General features: G+C 53.9%; 16 protein-coding genes. 8 read left to right on the forward strand and 8 right to left on the reverse strand.

Annotated elements, in window-relative coordinates:
* The first annotated feature begins 7 nt into the window (after positions 1–7).
* Entirely contained in the window at positions 8–1,270 is a 1,263-nt protein-coding gene (locus tag GNT65_RS03765) for a histidine kinase dimerization/phospho-acceptor domain-containing protein (RefSeq protein ID WP_160793778.1), read from the forward strand.
* 120 nt (positions 1,271–1,390) lie between these two features.
* Positions 1,391–1,636 carry a hypothetical protein gene (locus tag GNT65_RS03770; protein ID WP_160793779.1) on the forward strand — a complete coding sequence of 82 codons (246 nt, stop codon included), beginning with the start codon at positions 1,391–1,393 and terminating at the stop codon, positions 1,634–1,636.
* A 55-nt stretch (positions 1,637–1,691) separates the two neighbouring features.
* Here GNT65_RS03770 and GNT65_RS03775 read toward each other — a convergent pair whose 3' ends face one another.
* From GNT65_RS03775 to mnmC2, 3 genes are all read right to left on the reverse strand, one after another.
* Positions 1,692–1,904, reverse strand: coding sequence for an intracellular growth attenuator family protein (locus GNT65_RS03775; protein ID WP_160793780.1), 213 nt, complete (start codon positions 1,902–1,904; stop codon positions 1,692–1,694).
* Positions 1,905–2,138: 234 nt separating this feature from the next.
* Positions 2,139–3,731 (reverse strand): FG-GAP-like repeat-containing protein, encoded by a 1,593-nt coding sequence (locus tag GNT65_RS03780; protein WP_160793781.1) that lies wholly within the window; start codon positions 3,729–3,731, stop codon positions 2,139–2,141.
* 162 nt (positions 3,732–3,893) lie between these two features.
* Positions 3,894–4,604, reverse strand: a complete 711-nt coding sequence (mnmC2, locus tag GNT65_RS03785) for a tRNA (5-methylaminomethyl-2-thiouridine)(34)-methyltransferase MnmC2 (RefSeq protein WP_160793782.1) — start codon at positions 4,602–4,604, stop codon at positions 3,894–3,896.
* Between the two features lie 432 nt (positions 4,605–5,036).
* On the opposite strand from mnmC2, the gene rarD reads away from it, so the two are divergent.
* A complete protein-coding gene (gene rarD / locus GNT65_RS03790) occupies positions 5,037–5,963 on the forward strand; it encodes an EamA family transporter RarD (protein ID WP_160793783.1) in 927 nt (308 codons plus the stop codon).
* On the opposite strand, the gene GNT65_RS03795 is transcribed toward rarD, so the two are convergent.
* Complete coding sequence (locus GNT65_RS03795; protein ID WP_160793784.1) at positions 5,883–6,518, reverse strand: alpha/beta fold hydrolase; 636 nt, start codon at positions 6,516–6,518, stop codon at positions 5,883–5,885. The genes rarD and GNT65_RS03795 overlap by 81 nt on opposite strands.
* A gap of 104 nt (positions 6,519–6,622) precedes the next feature.
* Between GNT65_RS03795 and GNT65_RS03800 the strand changes: the two genes are divergently transcribed.
* Both GNT65_RS03800 and GNT65_RS03805 read left to right on the forward strand, forming a co-directional pair.
* Positions 6,623–7,636: a class I SAM-dependent rRNA methyltransferase gene (locus GNT65_RS03800; RefSeq protein ID WP_160793785.1), complete on the forward strand. Its 1,014-nt coding sequence runs from the start codon at positions 6,623–6,625 to the stop codon at positions 7,634–7,636.
* Positions 7,637–8,078: 442 nt separating this feature from the next.
* Positions 8,079–9,248, forward strand: a complete 1,170-nt coding sequence (locus GNT65_RS03805) for an MFS transporter (RefSeq protein ID WP_160793786.1) — start codon at positions 8,079–8,081, stop codon at positions 9,246–9,248.
* On the opposite strand, the gene GNT65_RS03810 is transcribed toward GNT65_RS03805, so the two are convergent.
* Both GNT65_RS03810 and GNT65_RS03815 read right to left on the reverse strand, forming a co-directional pair.
* A complete protein-coding gene (locus tag GNT65_RS03810; protein WP_160793787.1) occupies positions 9,245–10,486 on the reverse strand; it encodes a cation:proton antiporter in 1,242 nt (413 codons plus the stop codon). The genes GNT65_RS03805 and GNT65_RS03810 overlap by 4 nt on opposite strands.
* A 78-nt stretch (positions 10,487–10,564) precedes the next feature.
* On the reverse strand, positions 10,565–12,010 hold the full coding sequence (locus tag GNT65_RS03815; protein WP_160793788.1) for an MBL fold metallo-hydrolase RNA specificity domain-containing protein: 1,446 nt from the start codon (positions 12,008–12,010) through the stop codon (positions 10,565–10,567).
* Between the two features lie 450 nt (positions 12,011–12,460).
* Here GNT65_RS03815 and GNT65_RS03820 point away from each other — a divergent pair, with 450 nt between their 5' ends.
* From GNT65_RS03820 to GNT65_RS03830, 3 genes are all read left to right on the forward strand, one after another.
* A complete protein-coding gene (locus GNT65_RS03820; protein WP_160793789.1) occupies positions 12,461–15,109 on the forward strand; it encodes a DUF6242 domain-containing protein in 2,649 nt (882 codons plus the stop codon).
* Between the two features lie 308 nt (positions 15,110–15,417).
* Positions 15,418–17,352, forward strand: a complete 1,935-nt coding sequence (locus tag GNT65_RS03825) for a bifunctional diguanylate cyclase/phosphodiesterase (protein ID WP_160793790.1) — start codon at positions 15,418–15,420, stop codon at positions 17,350–17,352.
* Positions 17,353–17,453: 101 nt separating this feature from the next.
* Positions 17,454–18,659, forward strand: coding sequence for a GGDEF domain-containing protein (locus tag GNT65_RS03830; protein WP_160793791.1), 1,206 nt, complete (start codon positions 17,454–17,456; stop codon positions 18,657–18,659).
* On the opposite strand, the gene GNT65_RS03835 is transcribed toward GNT65_RS03830, so the two are convergent.
* Together GNT65_RS03835 and GNT65_RS03840 are read right to left on the reverse strand one after the other, a co-directional pair.
* Positions 18,643–19,419 (reverse strand): Crp/Fnr family transcriptional regulator, encoded by a 777-nt coding sequence (locus tag GNT65_RS03835; protein WP_160793792.1) that lies wholly within the window; start codon positions 19,417–19,419, stop codon positions 18,643–18,645. The genes GNT65_RS03830 and GNT65_RS03835 overlap by 17 nt on opposite strands.
* Positions 19,420–19,670: 251 nt before the next feature.
* Positions 19,671–20,129, reverse strand: a complete 459-nt coding sequence (locus GNT65_RS03840) for a copper chaperone PCu(A)C (protein WP_160793793.1) — start codon at positions 20,127–20,129, stop codon at positions 19,671–19,673.

Here is a 20,129-nt window from a genome sequence, read left to right on the forward strand (position 1 = left end):
CCAACTGGTGCGAAAAACTGCCAAGAGTCTGACCCGTAAGCTAAGTGTCTACTTCGGTGGCATCGCCCTCCTGGTCGCTGCCATTCTTTACCTGCTGAGTATCGTGATCCTCTACTGGGTCGAAGATGAGCTCAACCGCCGCACCCTGGAGCAGATAGCCCCCAGCGCTCAGACAGCGTTCGAACAGGGCGCGAGCTCGCCACAGATCCTAAGCACCACTATCACCGCCTATAACGATGCTTCCTCCTTACCCGAGGAGTATCAGGCCATTACCGATCTCCCCCTTGGCTTTCTCGATGAGTTACACGACACCTTCAAGGAGGATATCTTCATCTTGCGCAGCCAGTATAGCCACGGCGAGGCGACACATCCCCTCATCCTGGTGATGGATGCCGAGAAGGTAGAGCTGAGCCGCGGCGAATGGAGCAGCATCAGCCTGGTGATCCTGGCCGTCACCCTGATGCTGTTCGCCATGTTTGGCTTTGCCATCACCCTGCTCACCCGCAGATTAATCGCCCCCATCCGAGCCATCAGCAATCAGCTAGAGGACTCCGAGGGCGATCGACGCTTTCGCGTCTCCAAGGATGCCACCCTGGAATTTCATGCCCTCACCGACAGCCTAAACCACTATCAGCAAGAGATAGCCCAGCTGATCCGACGGGAGCAGGCCTTCTCCCGCTATGCTAGCCATGAACTGAGAACCCCACTGACCATCATCCAGGGGGCCAGCCGCCTGCTGGAACAAGAGGGCAACCCTGAGTTTCTCAAACGACAACGCCATCGTATCGCCAAGGCCGCCGGCAATATGCAGCAGATCATAGATGCGCTGCTCAGCTTGGTGAAACAGGAGAGAGGCTTAAACAGAGCCGAACTCAGGGCACTCGACGAGAAGGAGCTTAGACAGATCCTTGCCGAGGTCGAGCCTCTGGCGAGTCAGAAACAGATCCAATTGAGTCTCACGCTCGATGCTACGCCACAGATAGCACCCAGCGAGGCCGTGCTACGCATGTTAATGATCAACTTGCTTAATAATGCCATCAACGCCAGCGACAGCGGCCGCATCACCATAGGTGTCGATGAAAAGGGAATATGGGTGAAAGATCAGGGCCGTGGCATGAGCAGCAGCGATAACCGCCCCCAGGGCCATGGTCTAGGGCTGGAGATCGTCGAGGCCCTATGTAAGCGCTATCAATGGCGTTTTAGCCTCAGCAATGACAATGAGGGCTGTATCGCCAGTTTGCACTTTCCTGTATCCAGTGATGCCCCCTGATGGTGCAAAACCGTTACTGAGCCAGGAACCGGCTCGTCCAATACTAGCTATTTCGCCTGTCATCTAATTGGCATAAGTTTCGCTTATCCTAGCGCGGTCACGCACTCAGGAGGCTTTCCCTTGTATCCACTCAAGACACAATGGCACACCGATGACACAGACGGGTTTTGGCAACATCCACTCGATGGGCGGCTAGAGGATGAAGATGAGCACACACGACACCATAGCGACATGACAGGGCGTATCGACAAGTATCTGGGCGCCGCAGATGTAAGAGCAGTGCATCGGAGCGAACAGAAGATGCTCAGCCTAAATCGCGAGATTGTGGCATTAGTGGCCGAGCAGGCCAGACTCTCGCTCAACTAGCGCTTTGCATATGAGCTAATGCCTAAACGCATAGAGTAGCCAGTCGCTAACCCCCCTAGCGGGATTTAGGAGTAATGTTGGAGAGGCTATCGAAGAATCTCTGCCTCTGCTTCTCGGCATCGAAGCGGCGCACCATCTGCCACTCCTGATACAGGGCGATAGCAAAACCTATGATCACCACCAACAAGCATCCGGCTCCCAGGTAGGTGATGATATTTACTGCGACATCTGCTCCTGCAGAACTGCTGGCGCTGCCAAAACCTATCATACACAACCCTTACACTTAGTCTCTGGATGACCAAGAGTCACCTTCGACCTCAGGGTATGGGTGAAAAATTAAACAAAACTTAAACCAGTTAGCCCCTTTAGATGAGTTCTGCGTTAATTGGAGCCAACTCACTGAAACCCGTTGGATTATTTGCCACCACCTAGACGCAGCTAGATTGAAACAAAGTGTATCGGCAGGCCATTTTCACCACCTCGCCCACTCAAGGCGGAATCACTATTGGGTCATTATCACCAGGAACTTGCTCTGCAACTCTACCTTATCCTGCCTGCCATACTTGATCAGCAGATCCGCCTTACCATCTTGATTCAGATCTTCGCAGCTGAGCATGTCGCCATCGATAGGCAGGGTGAGTTTAAGGCTTTCCTTGCGATCGAAGAGTGCGCCCTTGGCGTTGCCCAGAAACAGGTCCAGCTCGCTCTCGTCATCGGAGAGCAGCAGATCCTGACGCTTGTCGCCATTGATATCCGCCAGCTTAACCACAGGGGCGCCGCTCTGCCCAGAGGTCAGGCTGAAACTCAACTCCACCGACTTACTCATGTTAGGCCTAGCGGCGAAACGCCGCTTATCGTCCATGGTAAACAGATGCACATCCTGGTCGATACTCCCCGACACCAAGGCGCCTATGATCTGTGACAGGCCGATATCGAACCCGGATACCAGCACCTCACTGCGACCATCTAGATCGATATCCACCAGCTCGAAGCCCGTCAGGGTGCCATCGCCGCGGATCACGCTCTGGGGCTGTTTGCCGAAAGTCACTCCCTTCTCCCCCTTAATCCCAAGGTAGATCTCATAGTCGTTGACCCTATCGAGCACGCCAGAGCTCTTGGTATAACGCACCACCATATCCACAAGATCGTCACCGTCGACATCCTGAAGTGCCTCTACCTTACGGTACACGAGATCGCTCTGATCCAGCGCCTCACCATAGGCGTCACGCCTGTCCCACCAGTCCAGGCCGCTGATCGCCTGACTCACCGCCTGAAATCTGGGATAAGTCTCGAACTTGCCATCTTCATGTTGGGCATAGATCTCCAGCTCTCCCTCGCCCACCTTGATGATGTCGTCGCGCCCATCGACATTCATGTCGGCAAAATAGAGCTTACTCTCGCTGTAACGAGCACCATCGCGATAGAGCAGCACCTTGGGCTGAATTGCCAGGGTCTGGGTCTGCCAGCCATCCTCCTGACTGAGAAAGAGTTGCGTCTGCTCAAACTGCCCCACGATGAAGTCGTCGCGACCATCACCGTTGAGATCCTGCACAAACTCGCCGCGGGCAATGAATTCGACGCGGGGTTTCACCACCAGCGGCGCCACATCGAGCAGCTGGCGAAGTGCCAGCCCCTGGTCGCTGACCGTCAACACAGAGAGATGAGATCGCGACATGAAGTAGACAGACTGAATTGAATCGGCCAGCTGTGGCTTTCCCTGCTGTAAATTGTTCTGCTGTAAATTGCCCTGCTGTAAATTGGCCTGCTTTGGCGTAGCACTCACATCGTATCGATATAGATCGCCAGGCAGAGGCATCTTATTCAGCAGCCGATACTGGCTGCTATCTAAATCTAAGCCATAGACGGCGAGCCATTTGGTCTGGCGGTCATCGACGCCTATCGCCAGTAGCTCCTTGTTGGCATCGCCGACTAAGTTGAGGCTCTCCAGCGGGTGGGTGAGTTTAAAGCCGGTATCGATCGTTTGGGACACAAACGCCAGCGGCGGCGCCTTATCGGCTAAGATCTGCATGGAACAGAGCAGGGTCAGGCTGGCGGTAAGCCAGGGCACGAGGGCACGAATTGCCGGTAATTTCACAGATCATTTCCCTATGTGAAGCGAGTTGGGTTCTAATCTATCGATTCCCGGCGAAAAAGAAAGTTCAGTTAATGACTTGTTACAAACAAAAAAGCGCTCTCGGTACCCAGCAAGCCTGAGCGGATCTCAATAACGATTCTGGCTTACTCTTCCTGTCCCGGCTTACTCTTCATTTCCCGGCTCAGGCTTCCAGGCGCGGGTCATCTCCCGGCGCCCCAGAGCCCCGGGATGGGGCTTCACCCTGAAGCCTGCGGCCTTCAGGTTACGCTTGAACTGACCGTTGGCACAGTAGCTCACCAGCATGCCCCCCGGCATCATCATGGGGAAGAGGCGATCGAAGTTATCCTGGGTCCAGAGCTCGGGCTGCTTGCTCGGTGCAAAGCCGTCGTAGAACACCAGGTTTATTGAATCTTCCGGCAAGGCCAGGCTATCCCAGATGCCGTGGATCTTATGTAGCACGAAGCCGGGAAACAGGGTGACATCCTCGCCCCAGGGCGCGCTGTGTAGGCGATCGAACAGGTCCTGCAGTGCTGGCGGCAGGTGCTCCTTGTAGTTCAGCTGAGCGATCACATCGCTAGGCACTGGATAGGCCTCTACCGTCACGAAACGTATCGGCCTTATGAGCCTATCCGGCTTACCATCGCTGCCCAGCACCTGCTTTAGCGTCAGCATGGCATTCATGCCCGAGCCAAACCCCAACTCGAGAATATTCACCCGCTCGAAGCTGGGGTCCAGATCGGCAAGGCCCGACTGAATATAGACATGTTCAGACTCGCTGATGGCGCCGTTATGGGCATGATAACTGTCGTCAAACAGGCTGCTCATCAAGGTGTGGGAACCATCCTTGGTCATCTGTACATGGATCTTGTTCATTTAAGGCTCATCAAAAAGGGAGTTGCAGGGGCCAGATTGTACCTTAGACGGGGCCTTGGAATGCAAGTGTTTCCCCAAAGGCGCCAGTCTAGGCTCAGATCAAAACAAAACCCAACAAGAGTGATCAAACTCACAGCCAAGAAGCCATAGGCATGGGAGAATCCGCGCCACTTTCAGTCATCTAGATGGTAATCGGGTATTTCACCCATGTGACTCAGCACCTCACTAGCTAATGCGTCAACGACAAGTGCCTCAACAGCTTGCACCTTAACAGCTTACGCCTCACCGACTAGTGGCTCACCGGCTAGCGCTTTTCGAGATCAGACTAATGAGCAAACCCGGCAGTCTGAGCGTCAGACGAGTGAGCGATGACAAGGCAGTGCCCAGCACACGACCCAATAGAACATAAGCAAGAGAATACTTACGAGCCCTATGCCCAGCCATACCCAAGTTAGCGCCAAAGGCAATGCCCTGGCGATCGTCTCCTTTCTGCTGTGGGGGCTGATGCCCCTCTACTATCAGTTTCTGCCGGGCGCGGATATCACCGAAATGCTGGCGATTCGCCTGCTCGGCTCAGTGCCCTTCATGTTGCTGGTGTTTCTACTGCTTGGTAAACCTCTGCCCAGCCTGGAAATGCTTAAGGCTAACCTGCCCTCGGTGGCTCTGTGCGCCTTGGCATCACTTATCATGTGTGTCTCCTGGTACAGCTTTACCTGGGCACTGACCCATGGTCAGGTGTTGGCGGCAAGCCTGGGCTTCTTCATCAACCCACTGTTTGCCATCGGACTGGGAGTACTGTTTCTGAAAGACAGGCTGTCTGTCGCCCAGAAATGGGCTGTGGTACTCGGCACTCTGGGTATAGGCTACATGGTGATGGCCTATGGTCAGCTGCCCTGGCTGGCACTGCTCATGGGCAGCTTCTTCGCCCTCTATGGCCTGTGTAAGAAATTTATCCGCTTCGACTCGCTCACCTCTGTCACCATAGAGGCGGCCCTGCTCACCCCCATCGCCGCCGGCTATCTGCTCTGGCTTAGTGCCACGGGCCAGAGTGAGGCGTTATCGAGCGGCACGGGCACACTACTGCTCTACATTGGCTCGGCGCCCGTGACCCTGTTGCCATTGATCTTCTTCGCCCTGGCGATTCGTCACACCAGCCTCTCCATGGTCGGCCTGATGCAATACATAGAGCCTACCATGCACTTCCTGCTGGCGATCTTCCTGTTTAACGAGGCGTTCGATAGCATCAAGGCCGTGAGTTTTGTCCTGATATGGGTTGGGCTACTCTTCTGCTCGTTGGAGGCCCTGCCCGGTCTGTGGCGTAGTCTCGCCGCCCGGCGACAGTTGCACCACCCCCGCTAGGATCTCTGCCACCACGCGGCGACTGAAGATCATCGACAGGTGCAGTGGTCGCCAGATCACCCGATTATTGGCCCTCGGCCAATGGGAGCTGCGACTCGGCACTATGGTGAAATCGATGGGCGTGCGAAACGAGTAGAGGGCGATCCCCTCTAGGCGCTCCTGGCAATCGGCCAGCTGAGACAACAATTGACTCTTAGGCCTCAGCTCGCGCATCGCCCGTGACGGATAGGGCAGCCAGGCGAGATAGCTGCCGTGATGGGGAGATGAGATGGAAAACAGCGCCTTGGTGCGTTTCTCGCCCCCCAGATGCTGTAGGTAGTAACGGGCCACTATGCCGCCCATGCTAAAGCCGACGAGGCAGATAGTCTCGCCCTCGGCCAGAGTCGCCTCGATATGGCTTTGCAGCTGTTTGGCAGCAAAGGCTATCCCCCGGCGACCATCGAAGGGGGCTAGGGTCGGCGTCAGGCACTCATAGCCCTGACGCTCAAACTGACGCCGCATCCACCCCATCACCTGGCCGGTATTAAAGATCCCATGGACTAACACGAGTTTCATCCTACGCCCTCTTGCTAACGTCTGAGTTAATCACCCCCAAGGGGCAAATATTTGCTATGATCCGCGCTCACCTCAGCATACCACCGATTAGGGATCATAAGATCATGTCGAACGCCGACCTGCTGCGCCAGGCGATCAGCCAAAGAGCCGAGCTACTCGCCGCGGCACAAGCCGCTAACACCAACTGTTTTCGCGTGTTTCACGGCACGGTCGAGGGGATAGACGGACTCACCATAGATCGCTATGGCGACGCCTGGCTAATCCAATCATTTCACCAGAGTCTGACCCAGGATGAGCTGGAAAGCCTCGGTGAAGTGCTCAAGCAGACCCAAGATCTTCCCGCTATCTACAATGATAGATCCAATAAAAACTCGCGTATTCTCAACCCGCTGACGCCTGAGCTAGACGCCTTCGCCAGCGCCGAGCAGGAGATGACAGAGAATGGCATCCGCTTCATCAGCAAGTTACGCCATGAAGGACAAGATCCCCTGCTGTTTCTCGACATGCGTGTCGGCCGGGAATATGTGAAGGCCCATAGCAAGGGTAAGTCTGTGCTGAACCTGTTTTCCTACACCTGCGGCATAGGTACGGCCGCCGCCGTCGGCGGTGCAGAATCGGTCACTAACGTCGACTTCTCCTCCTTTGCCCTGGCCGCCGGCCGTCGCAACGCCGAACTCAATGGGGTAAGCGACAGGTGTGAATTTATTCAGAGCGATGCCTTTCCCGCCATGCGCCAACTGGCGGGGATGAAGGTGGGTGGACGCCGCAACCAGCGACTCCCCAGTTACCCTAAACTGACGCCGCGCCAGTTCGATCTGGTATTCCTCGATCCGCCGCGTTTCGCCAAGAGCCCCTTCGGCACGGTCGATCTGATCAACGACTATCAGAGCCTGTTCAAGCCCGCCATGCTAGCCACCAAGGCGGGCGGTACCATAGTCTGCTGCAACAACGTCGCCAAGGTAGAGCGTCAGGTTTGGCTCGATGCCTTGATTCGCTGCGTAGAGAAACAGGGACGGCAGGTCGCCAGCCTTGAGTGGATCCATTGCCATCAAGACTTCCCCTCCTTCGACGGCAACCATCCACTGAAGATAGTGGCTCTCACATTGGCAGAGCATTAACTGAATCGCTGCAAACTGCTAATGGTTAGCCTAGCCAGATTAGAAAAGACTGAATAAAGTGGTAAAAATCTGGCCGTCAACTTGAAAGTTTACGGCCTTACCTACAAATCAACAACAAATAACAAATTAGAAACATTAAAATAGACCATTAACACCGAAATTGACCACTTAAAGTTTTAAACCAGCGTTATGCCAGCCCAAAAACAAGACGCCTCCAACAAAACCAGTCGTACAAACTTTAGACACAAAACATGTTCAAAAGGGCAAAAATCGTTCTGATACCGCAAATTTCACCTCAAAAAACCATCAAACATCAAAATTAACTTTACTTAACACCTCGCTGGCACTACATTTCGCTCCCCGCTAAACACTTAGTAAATGGCAGTCCAGCACACAAACACCTCTAAGACGCCATTTATACAATTTAATTTGGAGATTATTGGTGTTAGACGTCGCCGATAACTGTAAATCGAACAATCCTACGGCAGCCGTAATAGGTCTCTCCTTCTTTGCCGTCGCCTCAGGTTTTCTGATGAGCCTGATCCCCCTATCTTTGGGCAACTTCGGCCTCTCGCCGAATCTCGCCCCTTGGCTCGCCAGCATCTTCTATCTGGGTCTGCTCTTAGGCGCATTACGGGTAGAGCGCCTGATCACCAAGATGGGCCACAGACGCAGTTTAGTACTGTTTCTCACCCTGCTGATCGCCAGCATACTGGCCATGTTGTTATTGCCCCATGCCTGCATCTGGCTCACGGCGCGCCTGCTCGCAGGTTTCGCCGTCGCGGGCGTCTTTGTGGTGGTCGAATCCTGGCTACTGATGGCAAACAGCGTCAAGGCTCGTGCCAAACGACTGGGGATCTACATGGCCGCCCTCTATGGCGGCAGCGCCCTAGGCCAGCTGGCCATAGGTGAACTTGGCACTCAAGGCGTGTTGCCTTATCTGTTTGTTATCGCCCTGCTCCTGCTGGCCATACTGGCACCCGTGCTGATCCGCTCGGGTGAGCCGGCCCATCAGGCCCAGCAGAGGCTCTCACTCAAGGAGAGTGCCAGCCTGAGTCGCCCAGCCATCATAGGCTGCCTGGTCTCAGGCCTGCTGCTTGGCCCCATCTATGGCCTGATGCCCGTCTATATCGACAATCAGGTCGGCGATCCAACCCAAACGGGGCTCTTGATGGCGGCGATTATCCTGGGCGGCATGGCGGTGCAGCCGCTGATCAGCTATCTCTCGCCTAGAATGGATAAACGTCTGTTGATGGCCATGTGCACCCTGGTGGGTTTGATCGGTGTGGTCGGCGCTATCGAGACCAGCGCCTTGCAGCTCAAAGCCTTGAGCTACTTCATCCTGGGGGCGGCCAGTTTCGCCCTCTACCCTATCGCCATCTCGCTGGCCTGTGACAGGTTGCCGAGCATTAAGATAGTCTCGGCGACCGAGGTGATGTTGCTCTGCTATAGCCTGGGCTCTGTGGCCGGTCCTTTACTGGCCTTAACCCTGAGCGACAGGCGCCACGGCATGATGATCTACCTCGGCATCTGCCTGCTCAGCACCTGCCTCTACATGCTGCTCAAGAGTGTGCAGAGGCTCGACGGCCAAACAGATCGTCTGCAGAGCTAAACCGCACTGTCCTCGCCATCGGCACTAGCCGTTACCTGCCGATGGCGTTTGGCATACCAGTTGGCTAGCGGCTGAGCCGACAGCCCATGGGCCAGTATGCTCATCAATACGGTCACTGTCACCACGGCATAGAGGGTCTCAAATCCCTTGATGCTACCCATCTCATGGGCGACGATCAGCACATAGAGGATAGAGGCGATTCCCCTGGGGCCAAACCAGGCGATAAAGGCGCGGGTGGCCAGATCTAACTTAGTCCCAATCAGGGAGATCATCACGGGCAGCATGCGCAGCAAGGTCAGACTCAGCAGGGCGTAGATCACGACCTCCAGGGTGATATAGGGCAGCGTCATGGGCACGAACGCCAGACCGAATATAAAGAAGCTGATCAACACCAATAGCTCCCCCTCACTCTCGGCAAAGTCTTCGATATGGCCCCTGGCCATCTTACTTGTGTTACCGGCATAGAGACCGGCGAAGAAGGCGGCGATAAAACCATTGCCCGAGAACTCCTCGGCCAGATAGAAGGCTAAAATCGCCAATGCGATCGGAATCAGGTTTAGGTAGGTATCTACCATGCTATCTCGCTTGAAACAGAAGGTCTGCAACTTGGTCCCCAGATAACCGACGGCGCCGCCCACCAGGGCGCCGAACAGGATCTGCTGCATCACATAGACCAGCCAGTGTTGGTCCTGGGCATGCTCCAGACCACTCATGATCAAGGCCACCACGGTAATTAACACGGGGAAGATAATGCCATCATTCAACCCGCTCTCTACATTGATGGTGGAGCGTATCATCTTGGGCACCTTAGGGTCCGAGACCACAGCCTTACCCAGCGCGGCATCCGTGGGGGTCAGCAGCAAAGCCAGCATCAAGAGATAGAGAAAGGGTTGATCGGGAAATATGAGCCCGGCCACCAGGGTACCGACCACGACTGTGATCGGCAGGCCGATAAACAGCAGGCGCGCAGGTAGCTGCCATGACTGCTTAAGCAACCTGAGATCCAGCAAGGCGGCGTCGCTAAACAGCACCAATACCAGGGCGATTTCCACCATGATAGTGACAAACTCGGCATCCACTTTTACCTGAGTCACATCCAGGCCAAAAGGAGACAGGAGCAGGCCAAAGGCGGTAAACACCATGGGGCCTGAGATATCGAAACGTGCCAGCCACTTAGAGATATAGCCGTAGAGCAATACGACTAAGGCGATGATAAGTATGACGATATGTTCATCCATTGAGGCTTTCCTTGGCTAGCTGCTGGCTTGTAGCTTAAGCTAGCAGAAATTGTATCCTAAGGCCTTAGTTGAAAAAGGTTATTCTCGGCTAGGCAGCCAGACCAGGTCGGGCAAGGCGGTAAGATCTAAGGTATCGCCCCGCTCGGCGATCACTACATGGGGCGACTCACTCCCCTCTGGCATCAACTCGGCCTTGAGCCGCTGCTGCGCCTCACGTTCACCATGAATGAGAATCAGCGGCGGCGTGTGTTTAAAGTGTCGATACCAGTGGAGCAGCTCGGCCTGATCCGCGTGGGCCGACAAGCCGCCGACCGTATGTATCTTGGCCTTCACCGGAATATTGCGGCCATGTATGGTGAGCGACTCGGCGCCATCCACCAGCAGGCGTCCCGGCGTACCAAGTGCCTGGAAACCACAGATGATCACATCCGACTGGGGATTGGCCAGGTTGTGTTCCAGATGGCTGCGGATCCGACCGCCGTTACACATGCCGCTACCGGCGATGATGATCAGCCCCTGATGGATCTCGTTGAGCTCCATCGACTCCTGGGTACTGTCGATGAAATCCACGTTCGAGAGCAGCGGATGTTTGCCCGGCGACAGGCGAGTGAAACGCTTAAAGTCCTCGTCCATCAGCTGGTAGTTGGCCACATAGATCTGAGTCGCCTTGATCGCCATGGGGCTGTCGAGACAGATACGCCAGTTGGAAAGCGCCCACTCCTGGGCATAGAGGTGAAACAGATAGAGCAGCTCCTGAGCCCGCCCGACGGAGAACGCCGGCAGGAGAATGTTACCGCGACTCTCCTTGATAGTCTTGGCGAAGATCGCCTTAAGCTCGGCCAGGGTATCGTCCCAGCTGCGGTGTAACCTGTCGCCATAGGTGCTCTCCATCAACACCAGGTCGGCATCGTCGACCAGCGTAGGATCATCCAGAATCGGCATGCCCGCCCGACCCAGATCGCCGCTAAAGACCAGCTTCTTGCGCTCGCTTCCCTCCCCCAGCCATAACTCGACCACGGCAGAGCCTAGGATATGTCCGGCATCACAGAGACGGGCCGTCAACTGGGGCACCACCTGCACAGATTGCTCATAGTCGAGGGCGACAAACTGCTTGATGACCAGCGCCACATCCTCTTCGTCGAACAGGGGCTCCAGCGGCGGCAGCTCCATCTTCACCCGCTTCTTGTTAAGCCGCTCCACATCCCGCACCTGCAACATGGCGGCATCCCTGAGCATCACCTCACACAGATCCACCGTCGCCTTATGGGTATAGATGGGGCCGGTGAAGCCCGACTTGACCAGTAGAGGGAGGCGCCCCGAATGATCTATATGAGCATGGCTGAGCACCACGGCATGGATTTCTGTAGGCTCGAAGAGGAAGGGCTCGTGATTGCGCAGGGCATCTAGCTTACCGCCCTGGATAAGGCCGCAGTCGAGCAGCACCTGACGGCCCGAGATATCGAGAAGATGACAGGACCCCGTCACCTCCTGGGCCGCGCCGAGAAAAGAGAGCGTCATCTGCATAAAAGCGTCCTTTGTATGACTAGGTCCTTTGCATAACAAGGTCCTTAGTGTGCCCGCAAACGGCAAGGCAGAGAGAAGACCAAGCCCAAACGAGTTGAAAGAAATGAATTGGCTTATGATTAAAAGATAGTCTTTTTAATGGCTGCCAACCAGCCACTTCAACTGGAATCACTAGTCGTAAAACGATAAACAAGTTACTCGTTCTCTCCCTATAATTCAGACAGACAATCCTACTAATAATCGCTATTACTCTTCATTCATTCGCCTTACTTTCTTTACCCTTGATGATTGACCAAGCAACAACAAACCAATAACATAGCGGCAACAATATTTTTATTGCGCACAAAGACTTAGTTAAGTAAATGCGAAATTAAGACGCCAATAAATTCGGACCATGCAATCAAGCGTGACTTCAAAATAACAACTGATAAAAAGATAGGGATATTCACTATGCTTAAGGGATTAATGCGTATAGGCTGCATGCTTATACTCGCCTCGCAACTCAGCGCCTGTGGCGGTGGAAGCGGCTCATCAGAAACAGATAAAACCGCGGTCAAACTCAGCCAAACACTCAGCTTTAGTCAAAGTGGCACCATAGAAAAAACCTACGGTGATGAGGCTTTTAGCAACTCGCTTCAGGACCTGTTGGGAACTGGAGCCATCAGTTATACCAGCTCTAACCCCCAAGTTGTCAGCGTCTCCAGTGATGGCTTAGTCACCATAATAAGCGCGGGTTCCAGCACAATAACAGTCCAAGTAGCAGAAGATGCCAAGTACCTGGCAGCATCCGCCGCCTACCAAGTTAATGTCGCCAAGGCTGAGAGGGCTATCGCCTTCGACAACACTGGCACAGTGGCACTTTTTATCGATCAAACTTATCTGAATCCCGTCAATGTCGATGTTGCTAACATCACCTTTAGCAGCCAAGATCCTGCCGTGGCCTCGGTGAATGCAGATGGACAGGTGACGGCACATACACCGGGCGAGACGCAGATCTTTGCCGAGATCGCCGAAACCGCCAACTACCTTAAAGCCAGCAGCAGCTTCTTTGCTTCTGTCGCGCCAAAATCACTAACACTCAAGTTGCTGATAGGTACCGATGACACAGAAGTCTCTACTGATGTAGAGACTACCCTGCAACTAGCCAGAACCACTCAGGCCGACTGTGACTTTAACAATCTCAGCAACTGCGATAACGGGCTGGTCGACAAGCTATCCACAGTGCCGCTAATAGACAGCAGCTTAACCACGATGAGTGATGCCTACTTTAACCTCTTCCACGGCCAACATGCTGGTCAGGCAAGCTATGTCGCCAATAATAACCTCACTCGCCGCACTTCGGCCAAGGCTGTTTCCTTCGATGGCTATCTCTGGCTCATCGGCGGCTATGAGCAAGCAGGTAATGATGCCAGTATCTGGCGCTCAAAGGATGGCAACATCTGGGAAAAAGTGGTTGATGAGGCTCCTTTCGGCGAACGCCACCCCATGGCAGTTTATACATTTGCAGACCATATCTGGCTCGTAGGTACACGAAGTAATAGTAAGCTTAACGATGTATGGCGCTCAGCAGATGGCATCAATTGGATTCAGGTGAATGCCGATATTGGCTTTAGCGAGCGCAACAACTATTCGGTGGCCACTTTCAATGACAAGATGTGGATATACGGCGGCTATGACTTTCAGGCCGGAGACTATGTCAAAGAGATCTACTCCTCTACCGATGGCATCACCTGGAAGCTGGAGTCGTCAGACTCGACAGCAACCCAGAGAGTAAGCGCAGCCTTTGTCGAATTTAAAGATAAACTTTGGCAATTTAGTGGCAGAAACGATACCCAGAAGACAGCCGATATCTGGAACTCAGACGACGGTATTCACTGGACGAAAATATCAAATGACGCTGGATTCTCGGGCAGAGAACGCCATGAAGTAAGGCAAATCGGTAATCAATTAATTTTGCTTGGCGGTTATATCGATCGGCTCGATCCAAATCGTTCAGCCTTTCCAAACGATGTATGGAGCTCCACCGACGGTGCCTCTTGGACGTTAGCAACTGCAGACGCAAACTTCGGCTTAAAATCCTACATGGTAGATAGGGTACGTAAATACTTCACCACTGCGGTACATAATGATGCTCTGGTCGTTATCGGCGGCAGAAGTGAGAATGGCATCATACTCAACGACAACTGGCAAACGACAGACGGAAAGCATTGGCTCCCGCTCAATAATCAGCTACCAGCCATGACAGACATTCAGGCAGTCAGTCACCAGGGAGAGATACAACTGCTTTCTGGCACCAACGAAGATTTCGAGAAAGTAAATACTCGTTGGCACTCTACTGACGGTTTCAGCTGGACATTAGATGATTCCACGACGCTTCCCTTTCCGACGGACAGCAAGCTGCTTACTTTTGCCGGTAAGATTTGGGCCTTGCACGCAAGTGGTAGCTACTCATCACTCGATGGTAAAACCTGGACCCAAGAGGCTCTCACCGGACCAAATGTTGGCACGCAAGACGGTCAATACTCAGTCTATTCATTCGACAATAAATTATGGGCTATCAACACACAAAGCGGCGTAGTATATCGCTCGGAAGATGGCATCAACTGGACAGATGTGGGCAACAATAACTTTCCCACGCGCGCCGTAACCCAAATCAGCAGCTTTGGCGGTAAACTATGGGTGATTGCGGGTCATGAAACCCCATCACGAACGACTCAACTCAGTGATATCTGGTCAACTACGGATGGCATCACCTGGACAAAAGAGGCAGTTACCACAGGGTTAGGCGCGAGACATATTCACCAGCTCGTCGAATTTGACGGTAAATTATGGGCCTTTGGCGGATATGGCGCTAACCAAACCTTGACCGATCTCTGGTATTCTCAAGATGGCTCCAGCTGGACCAAGGCTATGGATAATGTCCCCTTCGATGCTAAGCGTGGTTATCGCGCCATGGTTCACGGCGATCAACTCATCATTTTAGGCGGACTGATGCCCCATCCTCAGGATCCAGACCTTCAAATCAACGCCAACCAAGTATGGATGACAACTAACGGCAGTGAGTGGCGCCGGGCGCTACAGCAACACCTAAGTTTCTAAGTCCAGAAAAGAACGACAAGAGCATAAAGGCCCTGTGAGGTCCCCCCCTCATCGGGTCTTTTCTTTCTCATGTAACCCACTTAGATTACAAAGCTAACAAAAAGTCAGTTTGCTTAAATCTTTCCCATTAGACCAATAACAATTGATCCTCAGATTTTGCTATTCTGGGCATAACACCATGATAGGTAAGAGAGTCATCGCGCCGACGCAGACACAAATTAACAAAACTGGACTGTGGTAAAGGACACGGATGAAATCTTTAGGTTATAGTTAGTTAAAGAACGAATACGCGCTTTTCAGGATCCCCTATGAAGCCCTATCAAGACGCTCTCTCATTGCTGGAGCAAGACCCGCTCTTCAGCCAGACTCAGGTCAATACGGCCCAGCTTGCAGTGCCGGATGAGATGTTTAACGGCTGGCAGCAAACATTGGATCTCCTGTCGGAAATCGTCGACACCCCGGCTATCTTGATCATGCGGGTCACGGAAAAAGATATCTCTGTCTTCACCACCAGCCATCACCCCGACAATCCCTATAAGCGCCACGACACAGAGAGTCTGGGCCATGGGCTCTATTGTGAGACTGTCATCAAGCGCCAGGCCGAGCTGGTCGTGCCCAACGCCCTCAAAGATAAGGAGTGGGATCATAACCCAGATATAAAGCTGGGGATGATCGCCTACTGCGGCTTACCGCTCACCTGGCCCAACGGCCAACCCTTCGGTACCCTGTGTATGCTGGACAACAAGGAGAGAGACTACGGCCGCACCTTCCGCCATCTGCTGGCGCGGTTTCAGAATGCCATCAACGCCAATCTCTCCAGCCTGTATCAGAGCGCCAAGCTATTCCATCTCAACCAGATCTTGGAAACCAAGGTGCAGGAACGTACCCTAGAACTTACCAGGCTTAATAAGAAACTGTTGAGCGAGATTGAGCAACGCACCGTTATCGAAAACTCATTGCAGTTTCATAAGGATCACGACCCGCTCACAGGGCTCGCCAATAGACTGGGTTTCGTGAATCAGCTCTCCCAGCAACTCAGCCAACCAGATGAGCTGTCTACCTATGTGATCTATTTTGGCCTGCGTAACTTCAAGTCGATCAACGAGAGCTATGGCTATGTGGTCGGCGACAAGGTGCTGCAACTCTTTAGTCAGCGTATCAAACGCATTCTGGATAAAGAGACCCTGTTTGCCCGCATCGCCGGCGCCGAATTCGTCATCGCTCACCGCGGCAGGAATCCCCTGGAGATCCCGCTGATCGACAGCATATTACAGACCGCCAATATTCCCTTCGCCCTGGCAGAGTTCAGCATCAATATTCCCTGCTGCATAGGGGTCGCGGTCGCGCCGACGGACGCCCAGGAGGCCTCGGAGCTGATGCAGAAAGCCGGGGCGGCCATGAGTATCAGCAAGGCCGAGGGGACACCCTACAGTTTCTTCAACAAGCACACTCAGACCAATATCGAGCGCCGCTGCCTGCTGGAATCACATCTGGTAGATGCCCTCAAACATCAGGAACTAAGCCTGCATTATCAGCCGCTGTTTAGCCTGCAACACAAGCGGGTCATAGGTGCCGAGGCCCTGCTTCGCTGGCACAGCCCGCAGCTGGGCAATGTGCCGCCGGATCAATTTATCAGCCTGGCGGAGCACAATGGTCAGATCATCGCCATCGGCAACTTCGTGTTGCACACCGCCATAGAGCAAGCCGCCAAATGGCTGAGCCAAGATCCCACCAGGCCGTTTAGGGTGGCCATCAACATCTCGCCACTGCAGTTTCGCGACTCAGATTTTGCCGACTATATCGCCAATCTACTAAGCCTGTACCAACTCCCCGCCTCTTCACTGGAGCTGGAGATCACCGAAGGTGTGCTGCTGCAGGATGAGCAACTGGCACAACATATCATAGGCCAGCTGCAGGCTCTGGGGGTGAGGATCTCCCTCGACGATTTCGGCACCGGCTACTCCTCTTTGAGTTACCTGCAAAAATACTCCTTCGACACCCTGAAGATAGATCGCTGCTTCATCACAAACCTTGAGAAGAACGAGCAAGACAGGGAGTTGACCCGGGCCATCATCGCCATGGGCAAGAAGCTGACCCTCAATGTGATTGCCGAAGGGGTAGAGACCCAGGCGCAGGATGACTTTATTCGTCAAGAGGAGTGCGACTTCGGCCAGGGCTATCTCTATGGCAGGCCGGCGGACGCACTAAGTTTCGAGCGCGACTACCTGGGCACTGCCGACTAACCCCAAGGCATTGATTACCACGTGAAGTAACATTTTAGCAACAAGCAAGTTCACTCTATGCCCAGGCTGCTTTATAGTGGAGAAAAATAAAAAGATCGCTTATGAATATTGACCCCATTGCCGAGCTGCTGGTTCTTTTTATCTGTCTGCTCGCCGGCACCTCCACCCTCGCCTGGGGCCTGATGGCCTATCCCCTAGGCATAGCACCTCGTGCCAGCGGCTACTTCTCCCTTGCCAATCTCTTGATTTTGATAGGGGTACTCCTCACGACCCTGAGGGATCAGACCAGCAACTATCTCTACTGGTTTGGTGCCGACATGCTGTTACTGTTAGGCTTTGTACTGCTACGTAGCGGCACTCAACGCCTGTTCAGGCTAAACAGCAGCATACGACTGGATGGCATCTTGCTGCTCATTACCGGTCTATTGATGCTATCTCAGCCTCCAAGCATTGAGGCAAGCGACACCCTGGGCATGCTCTTTTCTCTCATGGCGGCCACGACTTTCTTGCTGATGGCTAAGGACAACCTGATTGCCCTGGAGCACACGGTCAAACGCCACATCGCCGTCACCCTATTGAGCCCTATCGCCCTGATGGGGCTTGCCTTCGCCCTAAGGGCCCTGCTACTGGCCTTAACACCTTCACTGACCAACGAATTGGCCAGCATCCAGAGCGCCGACGCCATCCCCATGCTATGGCTGTTCGTCGTCATGACCCTGTGGATCAACGTGATCATGATGGGCAATGCCCTCACCCGACTGGTACAGAAGATGCGCCAACTGGCGGACAGAGACTATCTCACCGGGCTGTGGAATCGACGCGCCATGCAGCAACGGCTGGAGCAGCTTCATCAACGTTGGCTCAGGGACGGGCAGGCCTATAGCCTGATCCTGTTCGATCTGGATTATTTCAAGCAGATAAACGATAAGTTTGGTCACTCCGCGGGGGATGCTGTGCTCGTCAGGACGGCGAAGCAGGTAGGTAAGGTCACCCGTGCCATGGATTTCTTCTGTCGTCTCGGCGGCGAGGAGTTTCTGCTAATCTTGCCGGGAACCGATGGCGATGAGGCGCAGATCATCGCCCAAAAACTACAGCAGGCCCTGAGACAATCCAGCCTCAACTGGCAGGGAAGCCTCATCCCCATCAATGCCAGCTTCGGCATAGTCACCACAACCACAGGCGACACACCGGACAGCCTACTGGCTCTGGCCGATAAGGCAATGTATCGCGCTAAGGAAACAGGCAGGGATCGGTACTGCACCGCCGAGCGTCAGCCGCTCGACAGGCCTGTTACAACATCTCGATAGCGATCTGCTGACAGGGCGCCTTCCCCTTACGAATGAGGGGCTCTTCAGGTTTCACATCCTGGTTGGCCAGCGGCATGTTGGCACTGGTATAGAGCTTGCTGAGATCTTTGATCTCTATGGCGCCACGAGATTCGCTGATGATCCCTTCGGTCACCATCTTCTTCATCAGGCGGGAAAAAGTTTCCGGCTGAATCGACAGGCGCGACGCCAACACACGTTTGGGAATATCCAACTCCACTCGCCCCTGATTATCGCCCGTCTTCTGCAAATTACGCAGCAGAAAGAGCAGCAGACGCGATTGGGCATTCTGCACCGAGAGTAGCTCTACCTCGTTGATATCCTTACGTAGTCTGACGCTCATCTCCGCCATGATGGCGATACAGGCATCTGGATTGCCCCTGAGCATGGCGAGATAACCTTCACTGTCGAAGCTAATCAGGGTGCAGTGGGAAACCGCCTGGGCCGAGACGGGATAGGAGGCTTGGCGGCTAAACATCAACGCCTCGGCGAAGGTACGCCCCTCGCGCACCACCTCGATCACCTTATCCTGCCCCTGCATACTGGTGCGATAGAGCTGCAGATGCCCCTGAATCACCAGATAAAAACGTTTAGCCAGATCCCCTTGATAGAAGAGGTTCTCATGGGCGGCCAGGTTAATCTTGGCCGCCTGACCGAGCAGGCGACCAAGCTCCTCTTCACCCAATGCCGAAAACAGGTGGTGTTTGTGAATGCAGGCCTTAATCTGTGGATCAGTTATCATCGCGCCTTCCTTAGTCCTGTCGCTCCGTTAATCTAAATCACAACCAGATAGCGGGTCGTGATCTAGATCATGATGCACAGGCTTTAAGGATGAATCAAACTCAAATAACACGAAAAGCTAAATTAGAGCCACGCTAACACTCCTATTTGTTTTGGTAGCAACTTACATAAATCGCTAAGTGTCATTGCTAAGGCCTTGCGTAAAACAGGTTTAAATTGCACAAAAGATTAAATCTAAAAGATAAATAGGCCCTAGTGATGCATGTGCATGCTGTGATCCTGGGCCTCTCCCTGAGCGGTGACTTTTGCCGTCACTGACAGTGTCTCGCCGCCTTCCAGGGTCAGGGTCAGTGCCACCTCTTCACCCAGCGCGGGGACCCCGGCCTTAAAGCCCGACATCATGCCGTGATAGCCGCCTGGGGTCAGCTTCACCATGCCATGGGGCGGGATCTGAATCGCCTCAACCCCCTGCATGCGCATCACCTCATTTTCCATCAGGGTCTGGTGCAGCTCGACGCTCCCTCTAGGACTGCTGATAGCCTTCAGCACCAGTGACTTGTCGCTGGGATTATGCAACGACAGGTAGACAGGCACTACCCGAGAGGTGGGCGGCATGCCGCGGATCCAGGCGTCGTGCACCATCAGCTCGCTGGCGTGAGCGGCGCCAATCCAACTACTAAGCAAAACAAACAAACAGAATCGAGCTTTCAT

Source organism: Shewanella insulae (assembly GCF_009831655.1).
In the GTDB taxonomy this organism is placed as follows: domain Bacteria; phylum Pseudomonadota; class Gammaproteobacteria; order Enterobacterales; family Shewanellaceae; genus Shewanella; species Shewanella insulae.